A 24,297-nucleotide genomic window follows, 5' to 3' on the forward strand; every position below is an offset into this window, starting at 1 on the left:
AGCGCGCCCTTGATGCCCCTCTCTGTCCTTTTGCCTGAGATCGCTATCCCTTCGGCGGACGCCTGCGCGCCTCTCTCCAGATTTTTGGTCAATCCCGCGGTCCTGTGGCCTGAGAGTTTCCGGGGCGGTTGCTCCTTCGGCACTGACTGACGTCAGTTCTCCCGTGGGGTTGTTTGCATACGATAGAATACAGCTTCATGTCTCGCAAGCGTGAAAATACGTCGCTTATGCAGCGTGCTCGCAGCGGAACGTGCCAAGGATGGCTTCAAGCGGCGCGTTGTCACACACAAGCGCATCCAGCGTGATCCCGTCAAGATGCCCGTAAAAGGCTTCTGCCGCGTCGCGAATGGCAAGTCGCAAACGGCACGCCTCCTTCAGCGGGCAGGAATTGTCCAGATCGGCAAAACACTCCGCCAGCGGCACTTCGCTTTCAAACTCGCGAAATACCTCCCCGATGACAATCTCTTCAGGCGCGCGCGCCAGCTTTAGGCCGCCGTTGCGGCCCCGCTGGGTGTGCAAAAAGCCGCGTTGCCCAAGGCGGTTGATCACTTGGGCCAAGTGGTTTTCCGAGGCGTTGCAAGGCCCCGCGATATCGGTTTTGGTGACAAGTCTGCCCGGATTGACAGCGCAAAACATGAGAATGCGGATGGCGATGTTGGTCCGTTTGGTGATGCGCATTTTGGCCCTCCAGAGGCTAAGCTATATCTGACTTACACCATCACCGCGCAAAACCATTTGACATAAATCAACAGGGCCATCATCCACGCGCCATGGAACACGCTTATTTTTTTGGCTACGGCTCGCTCGTCAACCGCGCCACCCATAGCTTCAAAGACGCCCACCCCTCAACCGCCCGCGGCTGGCGGCGCGCGTGGCGCAGCACAGCACTCAGGCCAATGTCGTTTCTCACGGCCGTTTCCGACCCGTCCTGCGAAATTCAGGGGTTGATTGCGCCTGTGCCCGATGACGACTGGGCCGCCCTTGATGCGCGCGAGCACGCCTATGCCCGCGTCGGCGCCGCCCACCAAATCAGCCATGGCCTGAAGGAAAGCCCCGCCTCAATCGCGATCTATGCCATAGAGGACGGTCAGCATTTTGACCCGAGCGTTGAGCATCCGATCCTGCTGAGCTATCTTGATGTGGTGCTTCAAGGCTATTTGACCGAGTTCGGCCCAGCGGGCGCAACGCAGTTTCTGGAGACAACCTCAGGCTGGGACGCCCCCCTGCTCAATGACCGCGCTGCGCCGCTTTATCCGCGCGCGCAAAGCCTGACAGCTGGCGAAACGGCCTTTGTCGATGAGGCCCTCGCGGGCCTCGGCGTGGTTGCAAAGGCAGGGAGCTAGACGCGCTCAACCGCGCGCCTTGATGACCTTCAAGAGCGGCAAAAGTGCTGCCATATCAGGGCCATGCGCCATCCCTGTGAGCGCCTTTCTGAGCGGCATGAAAAGCCCGCGGCCCTTGCGGCCCGTCGCCTCTTTTACAGCAGCGGTCCACGCCCCCCAGCTCTCGGCTGTGAGCGTGCCTTCTGGCAAAAGCGCCATCGCCTCGGCCACAAACCCGGCGTCTTCGGCCTCAATCACAGGCTCGGCGCCCTCGGTGATCAGTGACCACCAGCCCGCAAGGTCTTTGCGCACCTCGATATTTTCATGCACCACGGCCCAGAACGCCTCGGCCTGATCGGCAGGCACACCCACCGCCGCAATATCCTCGGCCACATCAGCAAAGGGCAAGCTGTGCAAATACTTGGCCGTCAGAGGGCCGAGATCCGCCACATCAAACTTGGTTGGCGCCGTGCCAAACTGGGCAACCTCAAAGCCTTCGATCAGCTCGGCCATCTCCTGACGCAGCTCCATCGGCTCGGAGGCGCCAAGCCGCGCCATCATGCTCAACAGCGCCATCGGCTCAACACCCTGCGCGCGCAAATCGCGCAGCGCCAATGTGCCAAGCCGCTTGGACAATGCCTCGCCCTGCGGGCCCGTCAAAAGCGAGTGATGCGCAAAGCTCGGAACCGTGCCACCCAGCGCCTGAATGATCTGGATTTGCGTCGCCGTGTTTGTGACATGGTCCGCCCCGCGCACCACATTTGTGACGCCCATCTCGGTGTCATCAACAACACTGGCCATTGTATAAAGCATCTGCCCGTCGGCGCGAATAAGCACAGGGTCCGACACAGAGGCCGCATCAATCGACACATCGCCAATGATCCCGTCAGTCCAGTCGATCCGTTCCTGATCAAGCTTGAAACGCCAGTAGCCGCCCCGCTCGGCGCGCAAGGCATCTTTCTCGGCCTCAGTCAGGGCAAGCCCCGCACGGTCATAAACCGGCGGTTTTCCCATGTTGAGTTGTTTCTTGCGCTTGAGGTCAAGCTCTGTCGGGGTTTCGAAAACTTCGTAAAGACGGCCCATATCGCGCAGCTTTTGCGCGGCCTCTTCATAGCGCTCAAGACGCAAGGACTGGCGCTCGACGCGGTCCCATGTCAGGCCGAGCCACTCAAGGTCTTCCTTGATCGCATCGACATAGTCTTCACGCGAGCGCTCGGGGTCGGTGTCATCAATCCTGAGGATAAACTCGCCCCCTGCCTTGCGCGCAATGAGAAAATTCATCAGCGCCGTGCGCAAGTTGCCAACATGGATATAACCAGTGGGGGACGGGGCGAAGCGGGTAACAGTCATGGAAGGCTCTCCGAAATGGGCTGGCGCGGGGTGTCCCATACCCTTAAGCCAATGTCCAGATGGGCCGTAAGGCGCGGCGGTCTTTTCGATTTGGGGGAAATGTCATCTGCAAGGCCCCCACGAGCGTATTCAAAACTATGAGATGTGTCGGGGTTTCGCTTTGCGAAAACCCGACCGACGCGGGGGACGCTGTCCCCCGCACCCCCTGGGATATTTTTGGAAAGAGGAAGCCAGAGGTGACGGGCTTATGAGCGAGAAAGGCAAAAGACCATGGACACCCACAGACAAGCGCCCGAACTGACGGTCTATTATGATGGCAACTGCCCGCTGTGCAGCCTTGAGATTGATCATTACAAGCGGCAGTCAGGGGCAGAGGCTCTTTGTTTTGTGGATGCCTCCTCTTTGACTGCCGATCTGGGCGGTGATCTCGGCCGTGACACGGCTCTCAGCCGCTTTCATGTGCGTAATGCCAAGGGCGAGTTGCTTTCAGGTGCGCGTGGTTTTGTGGCGATCTGGTCTGTTTTGCCGCGTTGGCGCTGGGCGGCAGGGTTTGCGCGCTGGCCAGCGGTCACGCCGCTCCTTGAGCTGGCCTATCGTGGCTTTCTGCCGCTGCGACCGTGGCTCGCCCGCATCCTTGCGCGGCGCAGGCCTTAGCTCGGATCGCGCCAACGGTTTGCAATCGGATAGCGCCGGTCGAGCCAGAAGGCGCTCGGGGTCAGCCGTGTTCCGGGGGCTGACTGGAAGCGCTTGTATTCACTGATATAAATCAGATGTTCGATCCGCTTCACAGTGTCCCGATCATGCCCCGCTGCGACGCAGTCCGCGACAGACTGGTCGTGATCAACCAGCCGCTCAAGAATGTCATCCAAGACATCATAAGGGGGCAGGCTGTCTTCGTCCTTCTGATCTGGGCGCAGCTCGGCCGAGGGCGGCTTATCAATAATGGCTGTCGGGATCACCTCGCCTGCGCGCCCCTGCATCCAGTCGCGGTGATTGGCGTTGCGCCAGCGGCACTGCTCGAACACGCGGGTTTTATAGAGGTCTTTGATCGGGTTATACCCGCCCGCCATATCGCCATAGATCGTGGCATAGCCAACCGCGACCTCGGATTTGTTGCCCGTGGTCAAAAGCATTTCGCCAAATTTATTGGACATCGCCATGAGCAGAACCCCACGCAGGCGTGACTGGATATTTTCTTCTGTCAGATCAGGCGCATAACCTTCAAACAAAGGCGCAAGCGTCTCGCTCACAGCGTCACGCCCCGCCTTGATCGGCACGATGTCATAGTGACAGCCAAGCCGCGTCGCGATGTCTTTGGCGTCTTTCAAAGACGCCTCTGAGGTATATTCCGAGGGCAGCATCACGCAGCGCACATTTTCAGCCCCCAGCGCATCTACAGCGATGGTCGCAACAATCGCGCTATCAATGCCGCCTGACAGGCCAAGCAAGACCTTCTTAAAGCCCGTCTTGCCCATATAGTCGCGCAAGGCCTCGACCATACAGCGGTAATCCTGCTCCCAAGCGTTCGGCAAAGCCGTCATCTCGCCTTTGACGATTTTCCAGCCCTCGCCCGTATCGGCCAGCTCCACGATGCGCATCTCTTCATCAAACACACTCATCTGATGCGCCAGCGCGCCATGGGCGTTCAGAGCAAAGGAGCCGCCATCAAAGACCTGATCATCCTGCCCCCCGACCATATTAAGATAGATCAACGGCAGCTCTGTCTCGACCACCCGACCAACCATATGGTTGAGCCGTGTCTCATGCTTGCCGCGATAATAAGGGCTGCCATTGGGCACAAGTAGGATCTCGGCGCCGCTTTCTTGCAGCGTCTCACAGACATCGGCGTGCCAGGCATCTTCACAAATCGGGCTGCCAATGCGCAGGCCCTTGACTGTATAAGGCCCGCTCATCGGCCCTGCGTCAAAAATACGGACCTCGTCAAAAACGGTTTCATTGGGCAAATGATGCTTGAGCACACGCGCGCTCACGCGGCCCTCTTGCAAGACATAGTAAGCGTTGTAAAAGCGCGCCCCATCCACGGCAGGCCCGCCAATTCCGAGCGCTGGCCCCTCTGCGCACTCCAGCGCCAGCGCCTCAATCGCCTCAATCGCCGCTTGGTGAAAAACAGGCTTCATAACAAGATCTTGCGCGTTATAGCCTGTGATAAACATCTCAGGCAGCGCCAGCATATCCACGCCCGCATCGCGCGCGGCCTGCCATGTTTCAAGCGCCTTGGCCTTATTGGCCGCGATGTCGCCAACAGTGGGGTTGAGCTGCCCCAGCATGATACGGAATGTCTTGGACATAGCGCCCTCCAAAGCAAAACTTGCCCGCTGATTTAGCACAAACTCAGCCAAGGGAAAGAAGAACCCGTTGCCCCCGCGGCCCTGCTCGCATAACTTTCCTCCAAACACTGGCATTTGCGCTCAAGAACAGGCCAGAGAACAGGACGGATAAACCATGACGTTTCGCACCAAAGCCCTCACCCTGACAGCCGCGCTCACGCTTGCGCTTTCCTCTGCGGCTCTGGCCCAAGACGGCCAGATCGCAACCAAGCAATATGATGACGGCGGCGTCTATGAAGGCACCTTCAAAGACGGCCTCCAGCACGGCACAGGCACCTACCGCCTGCCCAATGGCTATGAATACACCGGCGATTGGGTCGCAGGCGAGATCAAGGGCCGCGGCACAGCCCGCTTTCCAAACGGGTCGGTCTATGAGGGCGAGTTCGAAAAGGGCAAGCCTCAGGGCGTGGGCAAGATCGTCTTTGCCGATGGCGGAACCTATGAGGGCGGCTGGGAAGACGGCAAGATCAAGGGACAGGGTGTTGCCAATTACGCCAATGGCGTGCGCTATGAAGGCGCATTTCTCAATGCAAAGCACCACGGCAACGGCGTGATGACCTCGCAGAGCGGCTATATTTATGACGGCACATGGCTCAGCGGTGAAAAAGACGGCTCAGCCCGCATCACCTACCCTGACGGGGCGGTCTATGTCGGGCAAGTGGCGGCAGGCGAACGCGCAGGCCAAGGCAAGCTCACCATGCCCGACGGGCTGGTCTATGAAGGCACATGGGCCGCAGGCCAGATCGGCGGCACAGGCACGCTCACGCAGGCCAACGGCGATGTCTTTGAAGGCGAGCTGGTGCAAGGCCGCCGCGAAGGCAAAGGCCGTGTGATCTATGCCAATGGCGACACCTATGAAGGCGACTTCGCAGGCGACAAGCGCCAAGGTCAGGGCGTGTTCAAAGGCGCAGATGGCTATACCTATGAAGGCACATGGACCGACGGGCGCATCGAGGGCGAAGGCCGTGTTACCTATCCTGACGGCTCGGTCTATGTCGGCCAGTTCCGCGCCGACCAGCCTGATGGCCGCGGCACAATCACATACGCAGACGGCTCCGCCTTCGAAGGCGACTGGGTCGCTGGCGTCATTGAGGGCAACGGCAAAGCCACCTATGCCAACGGCGTGGTCTATGAAGGCGGCTTCAAAGGCGCGCAAAACGAAGGTTTCGGCATCATGACATATGCCGATGGCTACCGCTATGAAGGCAACTGGAGCGCCGGTCAGCGCGAAGGCCAGGGCCGCGCCACCTACCCTGACGGCACCGTCTATGAAGGCACATTCGCAAACGGCCAGCGCAGCGGCACAGGCAAAATCACAATGCCAGACGGGTTTGTCTATGAAGGGGGTTGGGTCAATGGCGAAATCTCGGGCCAAGGCCGCGCCACTTATGTCAATGGCGATGTCTACGAAGGCCTGTTTGAGCGCGGCAAGCGCCAAGGTCTTGGCACAATGACCTATGCCTCAGGCGAGGCCGAAACGGGCCAATGGGAAAACGGCCTTCTGGCGGGGGAGTAATCCCCCCTCAGACGCGCCTAAGCCTCAGCGCATTGCTGACCACAAAAACGGAGCTGAGCGCCATGGCCCCCGCCGCCAACATGGGCGAAAGCAGCCAGCCTGTCAGCGGATAGAAAAGCCCCGCCGCCACAGGTAGAAGCGCCGCATTATAGGCAAACGCCCAGAAAAGGTTCTGCCGGATATTGCCCATCACCCTGCGCGCAAGCCGCACCGCCACGAGCGCTTTTTCGGGCGCGCCCGTCATCAAGACAACCTCGGCGCTCTCGATCGCCACATCCGTTCCCGTGCCGATGGCAATCCCCACATCTGCCGCCGAAAGCGCGGGTGCGTCGTTGATCCCGTCGCCCACAAAGGCGACCGGCCCCGCCTTTTGCAGCGCGCGTATCGCCTCAAGCTTGCCCTCAGGCATCACCTCGGCAATCACCTCGTCAATCCCTGCCTGATCGGCGATATACCGCGCCGCCGCCGCGCTATCGCCCGTGATCATCACGGTTGTGAGGCCCATGTCGTGCAAGGCCTTCACTGTGGCAATGGCGTCAGGCTTCAACGCATCTGACACCGCCAGTAGCCCCGCGATCTGGCCGTCTATCGCGGCATAGGAGACAGACTTGCCCGCCGCCTCCAAAACGCGCGCATCGCCCTCAAGCGCAACGCCCCGCGCCTGCATCAGCCGTGCCGTTCCAATCAAAATCTCGCGCCCCTCCACCTGCGCCACAACACCCTGCCCCGCAATCGCTTCAACGCGCTCGGCCACAGGCAAAGCGCCCTCATGCGCGGCCACAATCGCGCGCGCCACAGGATGCTCGCTGGCTTGCTCCGCCGCCGCCACAAGCCGCAAGACCTCGCCCTGCTCAAAGCCGCCCAGCGCCTCAAAATCGGTGAGCACAGGCTTGCCCTCGGTCAAGGTTCCCGTCTTGTCAAAGGCCACAGTCTTGACAGTCGAGAGCCGCTGAAGCGCATCGCCCTTGCGAAAGAAAACGCCAAGCTCGGCCCCGCGCCCCGTGCCCACCATGATCGACATCGGCGTCGCCAGCCCCATGGCACAGGGGCAGGCAATAATCAGCACCGACACAGACGCCACCAAAGCAGTGGCAATACCGGCGCCAAAAGCCAGCCACCCGAACAGCGTCAGCACAGCAAGCCCCATGACCACAGGCACAAACCACATGGTCACGCGGTCCACCAACGCCTGTATCGGCAGCTTCGCTGCCTGCGCCTCTTCCACCGTGCGCACAATCCCTGCCAGAACGGTATCTGCCCCGACCTTCTCGGCAAGCATCTCAAGCGCCCCCGCGCCGTTCACAGTTCCCGCAATCAGCGCATCACCTTCAGATTTGTGCAGCGGCAAAGGCTCCCCCGTCAGCATACTCTCGTCAACATGGCTCTCCCCGCGCACGACACTCCCGTCCACAGGCACACGCGCTCCGGGGCGCAAGCGCAGCACATCGCCCACCACGACATCGCTGATATCGGCCTCCTCAAAGCCCTCACCCCGCTTCACTTCAACCCGCGTCGGCGCAAGCTCGACAAGCTTGGCAATCGCCTCACCCGCCCGCCCCTTGGCGCGGGCTTCCAGATAGCGCCCCAGCAAGATCAGCGTCACGATGACAGCAGCGGCTTCAAAATAAACCGCCCGCGCCCCGCTCGGCAGTAAGCTCGGCGCAAAAGTGGCGACGATTGAATAGAGATAAGCCGCCATTGTCCCCACCGCGACAAGCGCGTTCATATCGGGCGCCCCCTTGAGCAAGAGCGGCAAGCCGACCGTGTAAAACTTGCGCCCCGGCCCGATCAGCACAGCGCTTGTCAGCGCAAACTGAAATATCCACGAGGCTTGTGTGCCAACCGTGGCCATAATCCAGTGATGAAACGGCGGATAAAGATGCCCACCCATTTCCAGCAGAAACACGGGCATTGCCAGCACAAGCGCCACAAGAAAACTGCGCTTCAGCCCGTCGATCTCCTCGGCCCGCCGCGTCGCAGCACTCGGCCCCGCGCCCTTTTGTGTCGCACTGTAGCCTGCGCCCTTGATGGCTGCGATAATGTCGGCCTCGCTCACAATCCGCTCAAAGTAACGCAGGCGCAGCTCCCCCGCCGCAAAGCTCACATTGGCCTCGTTTACGCCGTCCAAAGCGCGCACCGCCGCCTCGACACGCCCCACGCAAGAGACACAGCTCATCCCCTCGATGACAAAAACAGCGCTCTCCACGCGCGCAGGATAGCCCGCCTTGGCCAAAGCCTGCGTGACCTCATCCAAACCCGCCTCGCCCAACTCGAGGCGCGCGCGCTTGGTCGCAAGGTTCACAGAGACATCCCGCGCCCCACTTACGCCCACAATTGCCGCCTCCGCGCGGCGCACACAGCCCGCACAGCTCAAGCCTTCGATGTCTAGCTCTATTTTGCTCATGTCTCACCTCTTTGCCACTTGCTAAGCCTTCCAGCCGCTGGAGGGTCAAGGCCTTCCCCGCGCACCAAGCGAAAAATCTCGCACTTTGGGGGTTTATCTCGCCAAATCTCGCTCCTATAACTTCTGATATGAACACGCAGACACATATCCCTTCCATGCCGCCCCGCGCCATTTGCGCGCCGCGCGCGCTGTCTGCCCTACTGCTTCTAAGCTGCCTCTGAGCGTGCCTCATGGTGCACGCGCTCAGAGGAGACGACGGCCCGCGCCCCCCAGCTTAGACATTCACAAACCAGACTGAGATTAGATATGACATCTGCATCCGCATCCGACCGCGTCTTTATTTTTGACACCACATTGCGTGACGGCGAGCAATCGCCCGGCGCAACCATGACCCATGAAGAAAAGCTCGAAATTGCCGAGTTGCTCGACGATATGGGCGTTGATATCATCGAAGCCGGCTTTCCTATCGCCTCCGAGGGCGATTTTAACGCCGTGTCCGAGATTGCCCGCCGCTCAAAGAACGCAGTGATCTGCGGCTTGGCCCGCGCCAACTTTAAAGACATCGACCGCGCCTATGAAGCCGTGAAACACGCCGCCCAGCCGCGCATTCACACCTTTATCGGAACATCCGAGCTGCACCGCGCCATTCCCAATCTCACCATGGACGAAATGGCCGAGCGCATCCACGACACAGTGACCCACGCGCGCAACCTCACAGACAATGTGCAATGGTCGCCGATGGACGCGACCCGCACAGAATGGGATTACCTCTGCCGCGTGATCGAAATTGCCATCAAAGCGGGCGCCACAACAATCAACGTGCCCGATACGGTCGGCTACACTGCCCCCATGGAAAGCGCCGATCTGATCAAGCGTCTGATCGAAACCGTGCCAGGCGCGGATGATATTATCTTCGCAACCCACTGCCACAATGATCTGGGCATGGCCACGGCCAACGCCCTCGCCGCCGTCGCAGGCGGCGCGCGCCAGATCGAATGCACCATCAACGGCCTCGGCGAGCGTGCTGGCAACACGGCGCTCGAAGAAGTCGTCATGGCGCTCAAAACGCGGCATGACATCATGCCCTATTCGACAGGCGTCGACACCACCAAGATCATGAATATCTCGCGCCGCGTCGCGGCTGTTTCGGGCTTTGCAGTTCAGTTCAACAAGGCGATTGTGGGCAAAAACGCCTTCGCCCACGAAAGCGGCATCCACCAAGACGGTATGCTCAAGAACCGCGAAAACTTCGAGATCATGCGCCCCGAAGATGTCGGCCTTGCAGGCACCTCTCTGCCCTTGGGCAAGCACTCGGGCCGCGCCGCTCTGCGCGACAAGCTCGAGCACCTCGGGTATGAGGTCGGTGACAACCAGCTCAAAGACGTGTTTGTGCGCTTCAAAGACTTGGCAGACCGCAAAAAAGAAGTGTTTGATGACGATATCATCGCCCTGATGCGCATCGGCGAAACCGCCGAAAACGACCGCCTCAAGCTCGTGACCCTGCGTGTCGTCTGCGGCACAGGCGGCCCGGCGGATGCCACTCTGGTGATGAGCGTCGATGGCGAAGAAAAAACCGCAATCGAAAAAGGCGACGGCCCGGTGGATGCCGCCTTCAAAGCGATCCGCAAGCTCTATCCAAACACCGCCCACCTTGAGCTCTATCAGGTCAACGCCGTGACAGAAGGCACAGACGCGCAAGCGACCGTTTCGGTGCGCCTTGAGGAAGACGGCAACATCGCCACAGGCCAGTCCGCGGATACAGATACAGTGGTGGCCTCCGCCAAAGCCTATATCCACGCGCTCAACCGCCTTCTGACGCGGCGCGGCAAAACAGGCGAAGACCAAAAAGAAATCAGCTATAAAGACCACGGCTGATCGTTATACAAACAAGGGGCAGGCCCGCACCAAGGCCCGCCCCCTCCACGCTCTTTCAGTCGCATCTAACAGCCACGTGATTGGTCATTTGCCTTTTTCTGGTGCATGAGGTTACCCTGAAAGCCTGTGCTGCTGACGATTTCGGAGATATTTGCCATGCTCACCAGACGCCACTTTATCGCCACAGGCGCGGCCCTGTTCTCACAGCCACTCGTGAGTGGCGCGGCCTCCGCTCAGCCCAAATCTCCGCCCTCGATGTGGGATACATGGGACGCCCAAATCACCCCCGCCAATTTTGATCCCGCCACAACAAATATCTGGGGCTTTCACCCGCGCTTTCTGCCCCAGATGGTAGAGGCCAACGCAGGCCTGACCGTGGGCGATATTCATGTCGATGCCGTGGCGCGCTATCTCTATCATATCCGCGAGGGCGGCATGGCGATGCGCTATGGCGTCGCCATTGCCAAAGGCAATCTCTACGAGCCGGGCCGCTACACAATCAAACTCAAGAGAAAGTGGCCGACATGGACACCCACCCCCGCCATGATCGAGCGGGAGCCTGACAAATACGCCCAATACGAAGACGGCATGGACGCTGGCCCCAACAATCCGCTCGGCTCACGGGCGCTCTATCTCTTTGAGGGCAACCGCGACACCTACCTGCGCATTCACGGCTCTCCCAGCCCGCGCAGCATTGGCGGGCGCGCAAGCTCGGGCTGCGTGCGCATGGTCATGGCCCATATCAATGGCCTCTATGATGAAGTGTCGCTCGGCTCCATGGCCCATCTGCACCCGACAGAAGACAACCTGACCGCCAGCACATAAAGGCGCCTCAAGCGGGCGCCGCAGTGCAAATCGGGCGGCCTTCGGTGCTGCGAAGCGGCAAAAATGTCGTCTCCACTGGACCGATGTGACGATACTCAAAACAGCCGTCATCAGGGTTGATCCGCACAGCGCCAAGGTGCTGCCTCTTGTCTGCAATCTCCAGCACCTCCTCAGGCACTTTCGCCAGAACCCCGTCCGCAGTGGTCCCCTCCAGCGCCATACACCCCGAAAGCGCCAGAAAAACCAGACCCAACCCCAACACAGTCTTCAGCATCACAACTCTCTCCTTAAAACACTCAGGCTCACCCCGTTGCACCAAGGTTGAGCGATTTTGCAGGTGTTTGCCAGAAAAATTGCACAGCCGCACAAGCTATGCGCCGATTTTGACGGCGCGCAAAATGCCTTGCCCCAGCGCAAGCGAAACCCCGCCAGCGCCCTCACATACAAACGCGGCACACAGGAATGCGCCCGCGCAACCGCGTTTCCCTCTTTCGTCAAGAGGCGCAGGGGCTTATACACACGCAGCGCCGCGCGACTCGTCGCACCGTCTTAAATGTCAAACTGAGGTTCACCCGCATATGTCGATCTTTGATAAACTGCCCGGTCTTTTCGCATCTGACATGGCAATCGACCTCGGAACAGCCAATACCCTCGTCTACGTCAAGGGCAAAGGCGTGATCCTCAATGAGCCTTCTGTGGTGGCCTATCATGTCAAAGACGGGATCAAAAAAGTCCTCGCTGTCGGCGAAGACGCCAAGCTCATGCTCGGGCGCACCCCCGGCACAATCGAGGCAATCCGCCCGATGCGCGAAGGTGTGATCGCCGATTTTGATGTCGCCGAAGAAATGATCAAACATTTCATCCGCAAAGTGCACAAACGCTCGACCTTTTCAAAACCCAAAGTGATTGTCTGCGTGCCCCACGGCGCAACACCCGTTGAAAAGCGCGCCATTCGCCAGTCCGTTCTGGGCGCAGGCGCGCGCCGCTGCGGCCTGATTGCCGAGCCGATCGCCGCCGCCATTGGCGCGGGGATGCCGATCACCGATCCGACCGGCAATATGGTCGTTGATATCGGCGGCGGGACAACAGAAGTCGCCGTTCTGTCGCTCGGCGATATTGTCTATGCCCGCTCCGTGCGCGTCGGCGGTGACCGCATGGACGAAGCCATCATCAGCTACCTGCGCCGCCAGCAAAACCTGCTCGTCGGCGAAAGCACCGCCGAACGGATCAAAACAACCATCGGCACCGCGCGGATGCCCGACGATGGCCGCGGCACCTCTATTCAGGTGCGAGGTCGCGACCTTCTGACAGGTGTGCCCAAAGAAACCGAAATCAGCCAGGCCCAGATCGCCGAGGCCCTCTCCGAGCCGGTCCAGCAGATTTGCGAAGCCGTGATGACCGCGCTGGAAGCCACGCCGCCCGATCTGGCCGCCGATATCGTAGACCGTGGCGTCATGCTCACAGGCGGCGGCGCGCTTCTGGGCGATCTTGACCTCGCCCTGCGCGAGCAAACAGGCCTCGCCGTCTCTATCGCAGATGAAAGCCTCAACTGCGTGGCGCTCGGCACAGGCAAAGCACTCGAGTTTGAAAAGCAACTGGCCCACGCAATCGACTACGACAGCTGACGCGACAGGCCGCACCGTGCTGAGAAAGGCCCCCTTTGGCACAAGAACCGCTCAGATCCGACGCTTTTTCAGGCCCGCTCAAGCGGCTGTTCATGGTCGTTCTGATGCTGCTTCTGATCGGGGTCTTTATCCTCTGGCGCATTGACAGCCCGCGCGTTGAGCGCTTTCGCATGGCCGTGATCGACCGCGTTGTGCCCAATCTGGACTGGGCCTTTGCGCCCGTCGCAGGCGCGATCAACCTGCTCACCGACTTTCAAAGCTATCTCAAAATATATGAACAAAACCAAGAGCTTCGCCGCGAACTTCAGCGCATGGAAAGCTGGAAAGAAGCCGCCCTGCAACTGGAGCAGGAAAACGCCCGCCTCTTGGATTTGAACAATGTCCGCCTTGATCCGCGCCTGACCTCGATCTCGGGAACGGTTCTCACAGACAGCGGCTCGCCCTATCGCCAGTCCGTGCTGATCAACGTCGGCGCGCGCGATGGTATTCTGGATGGCTGGGCCGCCATGGACGGGATCGGCCTCGTCGGGCGTGTGTCAGGCGTCGGCGAGCGCTCCTCGCGGGTGCTCTTGCTCACAGATGCAAGCTCGCGCGTGCCGGTGACGATCCAGCCCTCTGGCCAGCGCGGCCTGATCATTGGCGACAATACCCTCGCGCCGCCGATCGACTTTGTCGAAAACCGCGATCTGATCCGCCCGGGCGACCGCGTGGTCAGCTCTGGCGATGGCGATGTCTTCCCCTCTGGCGTTCTCATTGGCCATATTGCCGTTGATACAGGCGGGCGGATGCGCGTGCGCCTCGCCGCCGATTACGAGCGCCTCGAATTCCTGCGCATCCTGCGCAATTACGGCACCGAGCGGATCTCGGGCACAGGCAGCATGATCCTCCCCGAAACGCCCCCAGCCCCCCTGTCTGACGCCAGCACAGCCGAGAGCGGCGCCAATGACTGAGAACACGCTCAACCGCCTCTGGTTTATGCGCCTGATGTTCGCCTTGCTCAGCTTTGGGGTGATGTTCCTCCATCTTCTGCCGCTCAACACCCTGCCCAGCAGCCTTGGGTCGCCCGATATCATTCTGGCTCTGGCCTTTTGTTGGGCCTTGCGCCGTCCAGAGTTTGTGCCTGTCGGGCTTCTGGCCTTTGTCATGCTCTTTGCCGATCTGATGATGAGCCGCCCCCCCGGCCTCTATGCGGCCATCGCGCTTCTAGCGGTCGAAATGCTCAAAGCCCGCGCCAGCCAGCTGCGCGATATGCCGTTTTCCGTCGAATGGATCAGCGCCTCCATTGCGATCATAGGGGTGATCCTCGGCCATCGGCTTGTTCTGCTCGTCTTATTGGTCGAATCCTTCGCCCTGCAAACCGCTTTGGTCCAAATTCTGCTCACGATTTTGATCTACCCTGTTGTCATCGGTATTTCTTGGCTATTCTTTGGCCTCACAAAGCCAACGCTTGGCGAGGTCAACGCGCTCGGCCAAAGGTTATAATCCGCCGCTCGTGAGCGGCTCGCAGGTATGGGTCATGCGTAAAAGTAACAATGAAAAGCAGACAAGTCAGGCGCTCGTGAGCCGCCGCACCCTCTTGGTCGGGGGTGTTCAGGCTGGGCTTGTCGGCATTCTTGGGGCGCGGATGCACTACCTTCAGGTTCAGGAATCAGATCAGTTCCGCTTTCTCGCCGAAGAAAACCGCATCAAAATCAGCCTGATTCCCCCCGCCCGTGGTCAGGTGTTTGACAGAGACGGTCGCCCGCTGGCGCAAAATGTGCAGAGCTACCGCGTCACAATCACCCGCGAAGACACCGACGACATCGACGAAACCATCGCCCGCCTTGGCCAGCTGATCACACTTGACCCCAAGCTTGTCGCAGAGGCCCGCGTCGAGCTGAAAAAGCGCCGTGGCGACACACAGGTCACGATTGCCGAGAAAGTCACATGGGAGGAGCTGGCCCGCGTCGCCGCCAATGCCCCCGCCCTGCCCGGAATCGAGCCGCAGGTCGCCCTGTCGCGCCATTACCCGCTCGGCGCAGACTTTACCCATGTGATCGGCTATGTCGGCCCTGTGTCTGATTATGATCTTTCACGGATCGAAAACCCCGATCCCCTGCTCAATCTGCCCCGCTTCCAGATCGGCAAAACTGGGCTAGAAGCGCGTCAGGAATCCGCCCTGCGCGGCAAAGCAGGGACCATGCGCCTTGAGGTCAATGCCTCGGGCCGCGAAGTCCGCGAGCTGGGCCGTCAGGAAGGCACACCGGGCGCCGACATCCAGCTCACCATTGACCATATGTTGCAAAACTATGTGCAGGCGCGCCTCGGCTCCGAAAGCGCCGCCGCCGTGGTGATTGATTGCGAAAGCGGCGATCTCTTGGCCGTCGGCTCCTCGCCCGCCTTTGATCCTAATCTTTTTGTAAACGGCATTTCCGTCAATGATTACAACGGGCTGATCGAAGATGACCACCGCCCGCTTGTCTCCAAATCCGTGCAGGGAACATACCCTCCCGGCTCGACTTTCAAGATGGTCACAGCCCTCGCCGCGCTCGAAGCGGGCATCGTCACCTCCGAAGACACCTACCGCTGCAAAGGCCATCTTGAGGTGTATTCCCAGAAATTCGGCTGTTGGAAACGCTCAGGCCACGGCAATGTCGATCTGGTGCGTTCGCTGCGCGAAAGCTGTGATGTCTACTTCTATGAACTCGCTCTGGAAACAGGCATCGAGCGGATTTCCGAAATGGCCCGCCGCCTCGGCATAGGCGAGCGCCACGATATCCCGATGTCGGCTGTGGCCGAGGGCCTTGCCCCCACCAAAGACTGGAAAAGCCGCGTCAAAGGCGAAGACTGGGTGATTGGCGACAGCGTCAACGCCTCGATCGGTCAGGGCTTTGTGCTGGCCAGCCCGCTCCAGCTCGCCGTGATGACAGCCCGCCTTGCCACGGGGCGCGCTGTGACACCGCGCCTGATCAAAACGATTGATGGCGTCGAGCAGCCCAGCGGCGCAGGCGCGCCCATGGGCCTCAATGAAAACCACCTGCGCCAGATCCGCCGCGGAATGTATGAAGTCGTCAATCACAGCAGCGGCACCGCCCGCAGCAGCCGCATTCTCTCCAAAGACCACCAGATGGCCGGCAAAACAGGCACCTCCCAAGTGATCTCCCAGCGCGTCAAATGTGACGAGGTGCCATGGCGCCAACGCGACCACGCGCTGTTTGTGAACTATGCCCCCTATGACAATCCGCGCATCGCAGTCTCTGTGGTGGTCGAGCATGGCTGCGGCGGCTCCACAACAGCCGCCCCCATCGCGCGCGACATCACCTTGCAGGCGCTTTATGGCGAAGATCCGCCGCTCTCCGAATACCCGACGCGCGATCAGGGCCGCATCTCGGCCCAGCAAAAGCGTCTGCGCGAAATGCGCCCACCCGCCCAAGGCGAGGAGCCTGAGCGCGCATGAGCTATCTTGAGTATAACGTCAAATATGTGCCCACAGGGCCGCGCAAGTTTCTCTATCTCAACTGGCCCTTGGCCCTGCTTCTGATCGCGGTGGCAAGCATCGGCTTTCTCATGCTCTACTCCGTGGCGGGCGGCAATATAGAGCGCTGGGCCGCGCCCCAGATGAAGCGCTTTGGCGCAGGGTTCTTCGCCATGATCGTGGTTGCTATGGTCCCGATCTGGTTCTGGCGCAATATGTCAGCGGTGGCCTATACCGTCTCGCTGATCCTGCTCTTGGCGGTCGAACTTGTCGGCGAAGTCGGCATGGGCGCACAACGCTGGATCAACCTCGGCTTCATGCGCCTCCAGCCCTCGGAGCTGATGAAAATCACGCTGGTGATGCTGCTCGCCGCTTACTACGACTGGCTGCCGCTCAAGAAAATATCACACCCCCTCTGGGTCGCCATTCCCGTCGGCCTTATCATGCTGCCCACAGCCCTCGTGCTCAACCAGCCAGACCTCGGAACCTCAATCCTGCTGGTCGCAGGCGGGGGCACATTGATGTTTATGGCAGGGGTGCATTGGGCCTATTTTGCCGCCGTGATCGCGGCAGGCCTCTCACTCATCACAGCGGTGTTCCAGTCGCGCGGCACAGCGTGGCAGCTCCTCAAAGACTACCAATACCGCCGCATTGATACCTTCCTTGATCCCGCCGCCGATCCGCTGGATGCAGGCTATCACATCACCCAATCCAAGATCGCTCTCGGCTCTGGCGGCTGGACGGGGCGCGGCTTCATGCAAGGCACGCAAAGCCGCCTCAATTTCCTGCCCGAAAAGCACACCGACTTTATCTTTACGACCCTGTCTGAAGAGTTCGGCTTTGTCGGCGCAGCCGCCCTTCTCATGCTCTATGCGCTGATCATCATCTTCTGCATCATCTCGGCCATGAACAATGCCAACCGCTACGGCGCCCTGCTCACACTTGGCGTCGCCATGACGTTCTTTTTGTTCTTCTCGGTCAATATGGCGATGGTCATGGGCCTCATTCCCGTCGTCGGCGTGCCACTTCCGCTTGTGTCTTACGGCGGCTCTGCCATGCTCGTGCTCATGGTCGCCTTCGGCCTCGTGCAAAGCGCGCACGTTCACAAACCCCGCTAGACAATAAGGCCGCCACAATGACACTTAACGCCCTCTTCGCCGCGCACCCCGAGCGCTGGGACCAGTATAAAGATGTGCTGCCCGCTGCCTTCAAAGCCGCAGGGCTTGATGTGCATCTGGCCCTCGATATCGCTCCCGAAGAGGTCGATTATATCGTTTATGCGCCCAATTCGGAGGTGAAGGACTTTACCCCCTTCACCCGCCTCAAAGCCGTGCTCAATCTCTGGGCAGGTGTCGAGGCCATCACAGGCAACGAAACGCTCAAAGTGCCGCTGACCCGTATGGTCGATTTCGGCCTCCAGCAGGGCATGAAAGAGTGGGTCGTCGGCCACACCCTGCGCCATCATCTCGGCATGGACGCCCAGATCGTAAACCCGACCTACGCATGGGCGCCCGCCATCCCGCCGCTCAGCCGCGACCGTCGCGTGACTGTGCTCGGCATTGGCGCGCTCGGCCTCGCCTGCGCAGACGCGCTCGTTGCGCTTGGGTTCAATGTTGCGGGCTGGTCGCGCAGCCCCAAGACGCATGACAAAATCACCTGCTATTCAGGCGAAGACGGCCTCAAAGCCGCGCTCGCCCATGGCGAGATTTGCATTCTGCTGCTGCCCTCAACGGCGGCCACACAAAATATTCTCAATGCCAAAAGCCTCGCGCTCATGCCCCGTGGCAGCTTTATCATCAACCCGGGCCGTGGTCCGCTGATTGACGACGAGGCGCTGCTTGCCGCGCTCGACAGCGGCCAGATCGCCCACGCCACACTCGATGTCTTCCGCGTCGAACCGCTGCCGCAAGAGCACCCTTTCTGGGCGCACCCGAAGGTGACAGTCACCCCCCACATGGCCGCCGAAACCCGCGCCGAAACCTGCGCCGAAGTCGTCGCAGAAAACATCCGCCGCTTTGAAGCTGGCGCGCCGCTCCTGCATCTGGTTGATCGCAGAGCGGGGTATTGAGTCCGCGAAAATATTTGCTAGGCTTTCAAGACATATATTCTGTTTATGAGTGCCGTTCTTGCCAATCAAATATCATCCCAAACGCGGCACCATTCTCTGTGCCAACTTTGATCAAGGTTTCAAAAAGCCAGAAATGGTGAAACGTCGGCTCTGTGTCGTCATTTCGCCCCCATAGAAGCTCGCTTTGGTTTGTGCACTATTGTTCCGCTCAGCACGCTGGAACCCGAAAAACAACAATCCTATCACTACAAACTGGATATCCCTTTTCAGCTTCCAAAACCTTGGGGCAACGTATCACGCTGGGCAAAATGTGATATGATTTGTGCGGTCGGCTTTCACAGGCTTGATCTGCTGCGCCTACCAAAGGATCGCCACGGAAAACGCAACTACCAGCTCAACACCCTTTCAAGCCTTCATTTAGATAAAATTAGCAATGCTGTGCTAGCCAGTTTGGGGTTGGCCACTTTGACATAAGACATCCAGCCACCTATATTGGGGTTGTGGCGGCTCTATTTCGGTATCCGCATTAAGACCCTAACAAGGGCCACTGGCCAAAAGAGCGAAAGCAAGCTTTGGGTCAGTGCTGAGAGGCTCCTTGGTTTACGCTAAGGAGCCTTTGCTATTCTGGCCTCACGCCCCGACAGCGCGGCGCACCATGTTCCAGTAAATATCCTCAACCTCCTCAAGGCTGAGCCGCCCGCCCTTGCGGTACCATGTGTTCACCCCCGTGAGCATGGCAATCACAGCCAGCGTGGTGATCTTGGCGTCCTCAAACACAAAAAGGCCCGCCTCTGCCCCGCGCTTCAAAATGCCCTCAAGCTCGTCTTCATAGCGCCGCCGCAAGCCTTCAATCGCAGCAAAATTCTCAGCCTCAAGCGCGCGCAGCTCCATATAGGCGATGAAAACCTCGTCTGGCCGCTCGATGTGAAAGCCGATGTGAAAGCGCACAAACCCCGCCAGCGCCTCAAGCGGCGCTTGTGCCTGTGAGTGCACTTGCGCCCGCGCGGCGAGCAGATCGTCCATATGCTCGCGCATCAGCTCCGCAAGCAGGCTCTGCTTGTCGGCGGTATAATTATACAAAGCCCCCGCCTGAAGCCCGACTTCGCTGGCAATCTGGCGCATCGACACGGCCGCATAGCCATGACGCGCAAACAACACCCGCGCCGCCGCGCGAATGCGCGGGCCGGTGATGTCAGAATGTGAGCCTTGCGTGCGTGCCATGGCGTAGGTTTATCTGAACACCCGTTCAAATCAAACCCTTTGCTTGCGCTTTCCCCGCCCCTGAGGCATCACCTTAGCCAATCGCCCCCTCGGAGCCTCCTATGCGCGCGCTTTTTGTCTTCATCCTCACCCTTTCTCTCGCCGCCTGCGCCGAGTTCCCGGAGCTTGACGCCAAGATGAGCGCCGAGATGAAGGCCGCAGGCTACCCAAGCCTCGCTCCCACCTCGGAGCTGGAAGCGCTCACCACCCCGCCGCAAGCCACAGACACAACCGCCGCCGCTCTCACCGCCCGCGCCGCCGCCCTGCGCGCCCGCGCCGCCCGCCTCTCGGGCAGCGTGGTGAGCCGCGCCGACAAAGCCCGCCTGCGCTCGGATCTGCGCCTGCCCAAGAGCTAAGCCAAACGGCACCGATTGTCGCAGTGCCTTTTGCGCCGCCCAAATCATCATAGATACATCTCAGAAACACTTTTGATGAAAAGGGCCGCCTTCAAATGGACACGCTCCTGCTGTCTCGCATTCAATTTGGTGCAAATATATCGTTTCACATCCTGTTCCCGACCATCACAATCGCCTTGGGCTGGATGCTCTTGTTTTTCAAACTCCGCTTCAGCCTGACAGGCGACCAAAAGTGGATGCAGGCCTATATGTTCTGGGTCAAGGTCTTCGCCCTCTCCTTTGCCATGGGCGTTGTTTCGGGCATCACTATGTCCTTCCAGTTCGGCACAAACTGGCCCGGCTTCATGGAAAAAGTCGGCAATATCGCAGGCCCCCTGCTGGCCTATGAGATCATGACAGCCTTCTTCCTTGAGGCGGTCTTCCTCGGGATCATGCTGTTTGGCGCCTCACGGGTCAAATCATGGGTGCACACGCTCGCCACCTTCCTTGTCGCCTTTGGAACCACCATGTCGACCTTCTGGATCATCGTGCTCAATTCATGGATGCACACCCCGCAGGGCTTTGAAATGATCGACGGCGTGGCCCATGCCACAAACTGGTTCGAGATTGTCTTCAACCCCTCCATGCCCTACCGCTTTGTGCATATGATGCTCGCCTCGGGCCTCACCGTGGCCTTTCTCATAGCTGGCGTCTCGGCGTTGCGGATGCTCTGGGGGGATCGCGGCGAAGATGTCAAAACCGCGCTGCGCGTCGGCGTCATCACAGCCGCAAGCCTGATCCCGCTGCAAATTCTCGCAGGCGATTTTCATGGCCTCAACACGCTAGAGCACCAGCCCGCAAAAGTCGCAGCCATGGAAGCCAATTGGGACACAGGCCCCAATGTGCCGCTCGTGCTCTTTGCCTTGCCCGATGAAAAGACCCGCGAAAACCGCTTTGAAATCGCGGTGCCAAACGGCGCCTCGCTCATTCTCACCCATAGCCTTGACGGCGTTGTTCCGGGCCTAAACGACTTTGTCGATGATCAGGGCCAAGCCCTGCACCCGCCTGTTGCGCCTGTGTTCTTCAGCTTTCGCATCATGGTCGGCGTCGGCATGGCCATGCTCCTGCTCTCCTGGAGCGGGCTCTATCTTCTGCGCCGCCACGGCGCGGGCGGCGTCCCGAGGCTTGCGCTGCTCGCCTTCAGCGCTATGAGTTTCAGCGGCTGGATCGCCACTCTGGCAGGCTGGTATACCACAGAGATCGGCCGCCAGCCGTGGCTGGTCCACGGCGTCATGACAACACAAGAGGCCGTCGCAGATGTGCCCGCAGGCATGGTTCTGGGCACATTGATCGGCTATTTACTGGTCTATGCGCTCCTCATTCTGGCCTATATCAGCGTGGTGACCTATCTGGCCCGCAAAGCCAGCCGCGGCGAGCCCTATTCCGCCCGCAGCTACCCGCGCCGTGGCGAAACCGGCCTGCGCGCACAGGCCACAGGAGAGGCGCTATGACATATTTCGGAGATCCCGCCGTCTGGCTGCCATGGACCTTTGCCGCGCTCATGGGCCTCTCGATCCTGATCTATGTTGTGCTCGACGGGTTCGACCTCGGCGTCGGCCTGCTGATGCCCTTGGCCGAAGAGGCCGAAAAAGACAGGCTCGTCGCCTCGATCGGCCCCTTCTGGGACGCCAATGAAACATGGCTCGTGCTCGCCGTGGGCATCTTGCTTGTGGCCTTCCCGCCAGCCCATGGCGTGATCCTCACAGCGCTCTACCTGCCGGTCTTTGTCATGCTGGTCGGGCTGATTCTGCGCGGCGTCTCCTTTGAGATGCGCGCCAAAGCCCCGCTCGCTCAAAAGCCGCTCTGGAACGCGGCCTTCTTTGCAGGCTCGCTCATGGCCGCGCTCAGTCAGGGCTTCATGCTCGGCCTCTATATCATGGGCCTCACATGGACTTTGCCCAATGTCGCCTTCGCCGCGCTGACGGCGGTGTTTCTCACCGTCGGCTATGGCTTTATCGGCGCAGCATGGCTGATCTGGAAGACCGAGGGCGCGCTCCAGACCCGCGCCATCAGCTGGGCCAAACGCGGTCTCTGGGGCCTCGCCGCAGGGATCATGGCGATCTCCGCCGCCACGCCCTTTGTGAGCGAACGGATCTTTGACAGATGGTTCAGCTTCCCCTCGATTGCCTATCTCTGGGTGCTGCCGCTTGTCTCGGCCCTGCTCGTGGGGTTTGTCTGGAGACAGCTGGGCCGCCTGCCCCGCGCCCATGATCGCGCCGCATGGAGGCCGTTTGCCGCCGCCGCCGCGCTCTTTACACTGGCCTTTGGCGGCTTGGCCTATTCATTTTACCCCTATGTCGTGCCCGAAAAAATCACGATCTATGAGGCCGCTGCCGCGCCTGAAAGCCTGTTTATCATCCTGATCGGAACAGTTTTTGTGCTGCCAACCATCATAGGCTACACGATTTTGTCCTATTATATCTTTCGCGGCAAAGCGACGGCCCTCAAATACGACTGAGCCTGCGCCACAAGATCGGACAAGCAACATTGCAAGCCCCCGCGGAAGCGGCTAAATCGCTAGGCAACACATCAGACACAGGCAAAAGGCAGCAATCTCATGACACACCCCCTCCGTTTGGGCATCGCAGGCCTCGGAACCGTTGGCGCAGGTGTCGTCAAAATCGTGCGCCAGAAGTCCGAGCTGCTCGCCGCCCGCGCTGGCCGCCCGATCGAGATTGTGGCGGTCTCTGCCCGTTCGCGCAACAAGGATCGCGGCGTAAACCTGTCTGACTACGCTTGGGAAGACGATCCCGTCGCCCTCGCCAAACGCGATGATGTGGATGTCTTTGTCGAGCTGATGGGCGGCTCGGACGGCCCCGCCAAAGCCGCGACAGAAGCCGCGCTCGCCCTTGGCAAAGATGTGGTCACCGCCAACAAGGCGCTTCTGGCCCATCACGGTCAGGCCCTCGCCCTCGCCGCCGAAGACAAAGGCGCCGTGATCCGCTTTGAGGCCGCCGTCGCAGGCGGTATCCCCGTGATCAAAACACTCCTTGAAGGCCTTGCAGGCAATGAAATGACCCGCGTCATGGGCGTGATGAACGGCACCTGCAACTATATCCTGACACGGATGCAAAGCGCAGGCCTCAGCTATGCCGAGGTCTTTGAGGAGGCCAACCAGCTCGGCTATCTGGAAGCCGATCCCAATCTTGACGTCGGCGGGATTGATGCGGGCCACAAGCTCGCGCTCCTGTCCTCCATTGCCTTTGGCACGCAAGTGAACTTTGACGGCGTGCAGCTTCAGGGCATCGGCGAGATCACAATCGAAGATATCACCCAAGCTGCCGACATGGGCTATCGCATCAAGCTGCTTGGCGTGGCGCGCATGACAGCCCGTGGCCTTGAGCAGCGCATGACGCCCTGCCTTGTCCCCGACACCTCCCCCCTCGGCCAGCTCGAAGGCGGAACCAATATGGTCGTGCTCGAAGGCGATCAGGTCGAGCAGGTCGTTCTGCGCGGCCCCGGTGCGGGCGAAGGCCCCACCGCCAGCGCCGTGATGGGCGATGTGATGGACATCGCCCGTGGCATCCGCCCCGCAATCTTTGGCCGCCCCGCGCGCGCGCTGGTCGCCGCCACGGTCGCCGCCGCCTCGGCCCCCGCGCCCTATTACCTGCGCTTTTCGCTGCTGGATAAGCCGGGCGCGCTTGCCAAAGTCACCACAGCTCTGGGCAATGCGGGCGTCTCGATCGACCGTATGCGCCAATACGGCCACGCCGACACATCCGCTCCCGTGCTGATTGTCACGCATAAATCAGCCCACACAGAGCTTCAGGCCGCGCTCACAGCCATGGACGCGCTTGATGTGGTCGTCGGCAAGCCTGTCGCCCTGCGCATAGAAGACGTCTGATTGTGCAAAAG

Annotated in this window: 21 protein-coding genes and 1 riboswitch; of the genes, 15 read left to right on the top strand and 6 right to left on the bottom strand. The window is 60.2% G+C overall.

What is annotated here, in order from left to right:
- Positions 1-87: 87 nt before the first annotated feature.
- A riboswitch (glycine riboswitch) is annotated at positions 88-174 on the bottom strand.
- 51 nt (positions 175-225) lie between these two features.
- Complete coding sequence (locus ACTF58_RS09800) at positions 226-678, bottom strand: RrF2 family transcriptional regulator (protein WP_438991794.1); 453 nt, start codon at positions 676-678, stop codon at positions 226-228.
- Between the two features lie 92 nt (positions 679-770).
- Here ACTF58_RS09800 and ACTF58_RS09805 point away from each other — a divergent pair, with 92 nt between their 5' ends.
- Positions 771-1,343 (top strand): gamma-glutamylcyclotransferase family protein, encoded by a 573-nt coding sequence (locus ACTF58_RS09805; RefSeq protein ID WP_438991795.1) that lies wholly within the window; start codon positions 771-773, stop codon positions 1,341-1,343.
- A gap of 6 nt (positions 1,344-1,349) precedes the next feature.
- Here the strand turns inward: ACTF58_RS09805 and gltX are convergent, their stop codons facing one another.
- Entirely contained in the window at positions 1,350-2,672 is a 1,323-nt protein-coding gene (gene gltX / locus ACTF58_RS09810; protein ID WP_438991796.1) for a glutamate--tRNA ligase, read from the bottom strand.
- Positions 2,673-2,942: 270 nt separating this feature from the next.
- Between gltX and ACTF58_RS09815 the strand changes: the two genes are divergently transcribed.
- Positions 2,943-3,326, top strand: coding sequence for a thiol-disulfide oxidoreductase DCC family protein (locus ACTF58_RS09815; RefSeq protein ID WP_438991797.1), 384 nt, complete (start codon positions 2,943-2,945; stop codon positions 3,324-3,326).
- Here the strand turns inward: ACTF58_RS09815 and ACTF58_RS09820 are convergent.
- Positions 3,323-4,981, bottom strand: coding sequence for an NAD+ synthase (locus tag ACTF58_RS09820; protein WP_438991798.1), 1,659 nt, complete (start codon positions 4,979-4,981; stop codon positions 3,323-3,325). The two genes, ACTF58_RS09815 and ACTF58_RS09820, sit on opposite strands and share 4 nt — an antisense overlap.
- 154 nt (positions 4,982-5,135) lie before the next feature.
- On the opposite strand from ACTF58_RS09820, the gene ACTF58_RS09825 reads away from it, so the two are divergent.
- Positions 5,136-6,536: an MORN repeat-containing protein gene (locus ACTF58_RS09825; RefSeq protein WP_438991799.1), complete on the top strand. Its 1,401-nt coding sequence runs from the start codon at positions 5,136-5,138 to the stop codon at positions 6,534-6,536.
- A 7-nt stretch (positions 6,537-6,543) separates the two neighbouring features.
- Here ACTF58_RS09825 and ACTF58_RS09830 read toward each other — a convergent pair whose 3' ends face one another.
- Complete coding sequence (locus tag ACTF58_RS09830) at positions 6,544-8,940, bottom strand: heavy metal translocating P-type ATPase (RefSeq protein WP_438991800.1); 2,397 nt, start codon at positions 8,938-8,940, stop codon at positions 6,544-6,546.
- Between the two features lie 306 nt (positions 8,941-9,246).
- On the opposite strand from ACTF58_RS09830, the gene ACTF58_RS09835 reads away from it, so the two are divergent.
- Positions 9,247-10,815 carry a 2-isopropylmalate synthase gene (locus ACTF58_RS09835; RefSeq protein WP_438991801.1) on the top strand — a complete coding sequence of 523 codons (1,569 nt, stop codon included), beginning with the start codon at positions 9,247-9,249 and terminating at the stop codon, positions 10,813-10,815.
- A 156-nt stretch (positions 10,816-10,971) separates the two neighbouring features.
- Positions 10,972-11,640, top strand: a complete 669-nt coding sequence (locus ACTF58_RS09840; protein ID WP_438991802.1) for a L,D-transpeptidase — start codon at positions 10,972-10,974, stop codon at positions 11,638-11,640.
- A gap of 7 nt (positions 11,641-11,647) precedes the next feature.
- Here ACTF58_RS09840 and ACTF58_RS09845 read toward each other — a convergent pair whose 3' ends face one another.
- Positions 11,648-11,914: a hypothetical protein gene (locus ACTF58_RS09845; RefSeq protein ID WP_438991803.1), complete on the bottom strand. Its 267-nt coding sequence runs from the start codon at positions 11,912-11,914 to the stop codon at positions 11,648-11,650.
- A gap of 304 nt (positions 11,915-12,218) precedes the next feature.
- On the opposite strand from ACTF58_RS09845, the gene ACTF58_RS09850 reads away from it, so the two are divergent.
- From ACTF58_RS09850 to ACTF58_RS09875, 6 genes are read left to right on the top strand one after another with little or no spacing between them, the layout of a single operon-like run.
- Entirely contained in the window at positions 12,219-13,265 is a 1,047-nt protein-coding gene (locus ACTF58_RS09850; RefSeq protein ID WP_298806556.1) for a rod shape-determining protein, read from the top strand.
- 35 nt (positions 13,266-13,300) lie between these two features.
- Entirely contained in the window at positions 13,301-14,215 is a 915-nt protein-coding gene (gene mreC, locus ACTF58_RS09855) for a rod shape-determining protein MreC (protein WP_438991804.1), read from the top strand.
- On the top strand, positions 14,208-14,747 hold the full coding sequence (locus ACTF58_RS09860) for a rod shape-determining protein MreD (protein ID WP_438991805.1): 540 nt from the start codon (positions 14,208-14,210) through the stop codon (positions 14,745-14,747). Before mreC ends, ACTF58_RS09860 begins: the two co-directional genes overlap by 8 nt.
- 34 nt (positions 14,748-14,781) lie before the next feature.
- On the top strand, positions 14,782-16,701 hold the full coding sequence (gene mrdA / locus ACTF58_RS09865; RefSeq protein ID WP_438991806.1) for a penicillin-binding protein 2: 1,920 nt from the start codon (positions 14,782-14,784) through the stop codon (positions 16,699-16,701).
- Positions 16,698-17,837, top strand: a complete 1,140-nt coding sequence (rodA, locus tag ACTF58_RS09870) for a rod shape-determining protein RodA (RefSeq protein ID WP_438991807.1) — start codon at positions 16,698-16,700, stop codon at positions 17,835-17,837. Before mrdA ends, rodA begins: the two co-directional genes overlap by 4 nt.
- Before the next feature lie 17 nt (positions 17,838-17,854).
- Entirely contained in the window at positions 17,855-18,787 is a 933-nt protein-coding gene (locus tag ACTF58_RS09875; protein WP_438991808.1) for a 2-hydroxyacid dehydrogenase, read from the top strand.
- A 630-nt stretch (positions 18,788-19,417) separates the two neighbouring features.
- Here ACTF58_RS09875 and ACTF58_RS09880 read toward each other — a convergent pair.
- Positions 19,418-20,008, bottom strand: coding sequence for a TetR/AcrR family transcriptional regulator (locus ACTF58_RS09880; protein ID WP_438991809.1), 591 nt, complete (start codon positions 20,006-20,008; stop codon positions 19,418-19,420).
- A gap of 101 nt (positions 20,009-20,109) precedes the next feature.
- On the opposite strand from ACTF58_RS09880, the gene ACTF58_RS09885 reads away from it, so the two are divergent.
- The 4 genes from ACTF58_RS09885 (at position 20,110) to ACTF58_RS09900 (ending at position 24,286) form a co-directional block, all read left to right on the top strand.
- The gene (locus tag ACTF58_RS09885; protein WP_438991810.1) at positions 20,110-20,403 is read left to right on the top strand and encodes a hypothetical protein; all 294 of its coding nucleotides are present in this window, start codon (positions 20,110-20,112) and stop codon (positions 20,401-20,403) included.
- Between the two features lie 95 nt (positions 20,404-20,498).
- A complete protein-coding gene (locus ACTF58_RS09890) occupies positions 20,499-21,893 on the top strand; it encodes a cytochrome ubiquinol oxidase subunit I (protein ID WP_438991811.1) in 1,395 nt (464 codons plus the stop codon).
- Positions 21,890-22,900, top strand: a complete 1,011-nt coding sequence (locus ACTF58_RS09895; RefSeq protein ID WP_438991812.1) for a cytochrome d ubiquinol oxidase subunit II — start codon at positions 21,890-21,892, stop codon at positions 22,898-22,900. The genes ACTF58_RS09890 and ACTF58_RS09895 overlap by 4 nt, the downstream gene beginning before the upstream one ends.
- A 99-nt stretch (positions 22,901-22,999) precedes the next feature.
- Positions 23,000-24,286, top strand: coding sequence for a homoserine dehydrogenase (locus tag ACTF58_RS09900; protein ID WP_438991813.1), 1,287 nt, complete (start codon positions 23,000-23,002; stop codon positions 24,284-24,286).
- Positions 24,287-24,297: the final 11 nt, after the last annotated feature.

The organism is Lentibacter sp. (genome assembly GCF_965657785.1).
Lineage (GTDB): Bacteria > Pseudomonadota > Alphaproteobacteria > Rhodobacterales > Rhodobacteraceae > Lentibacter.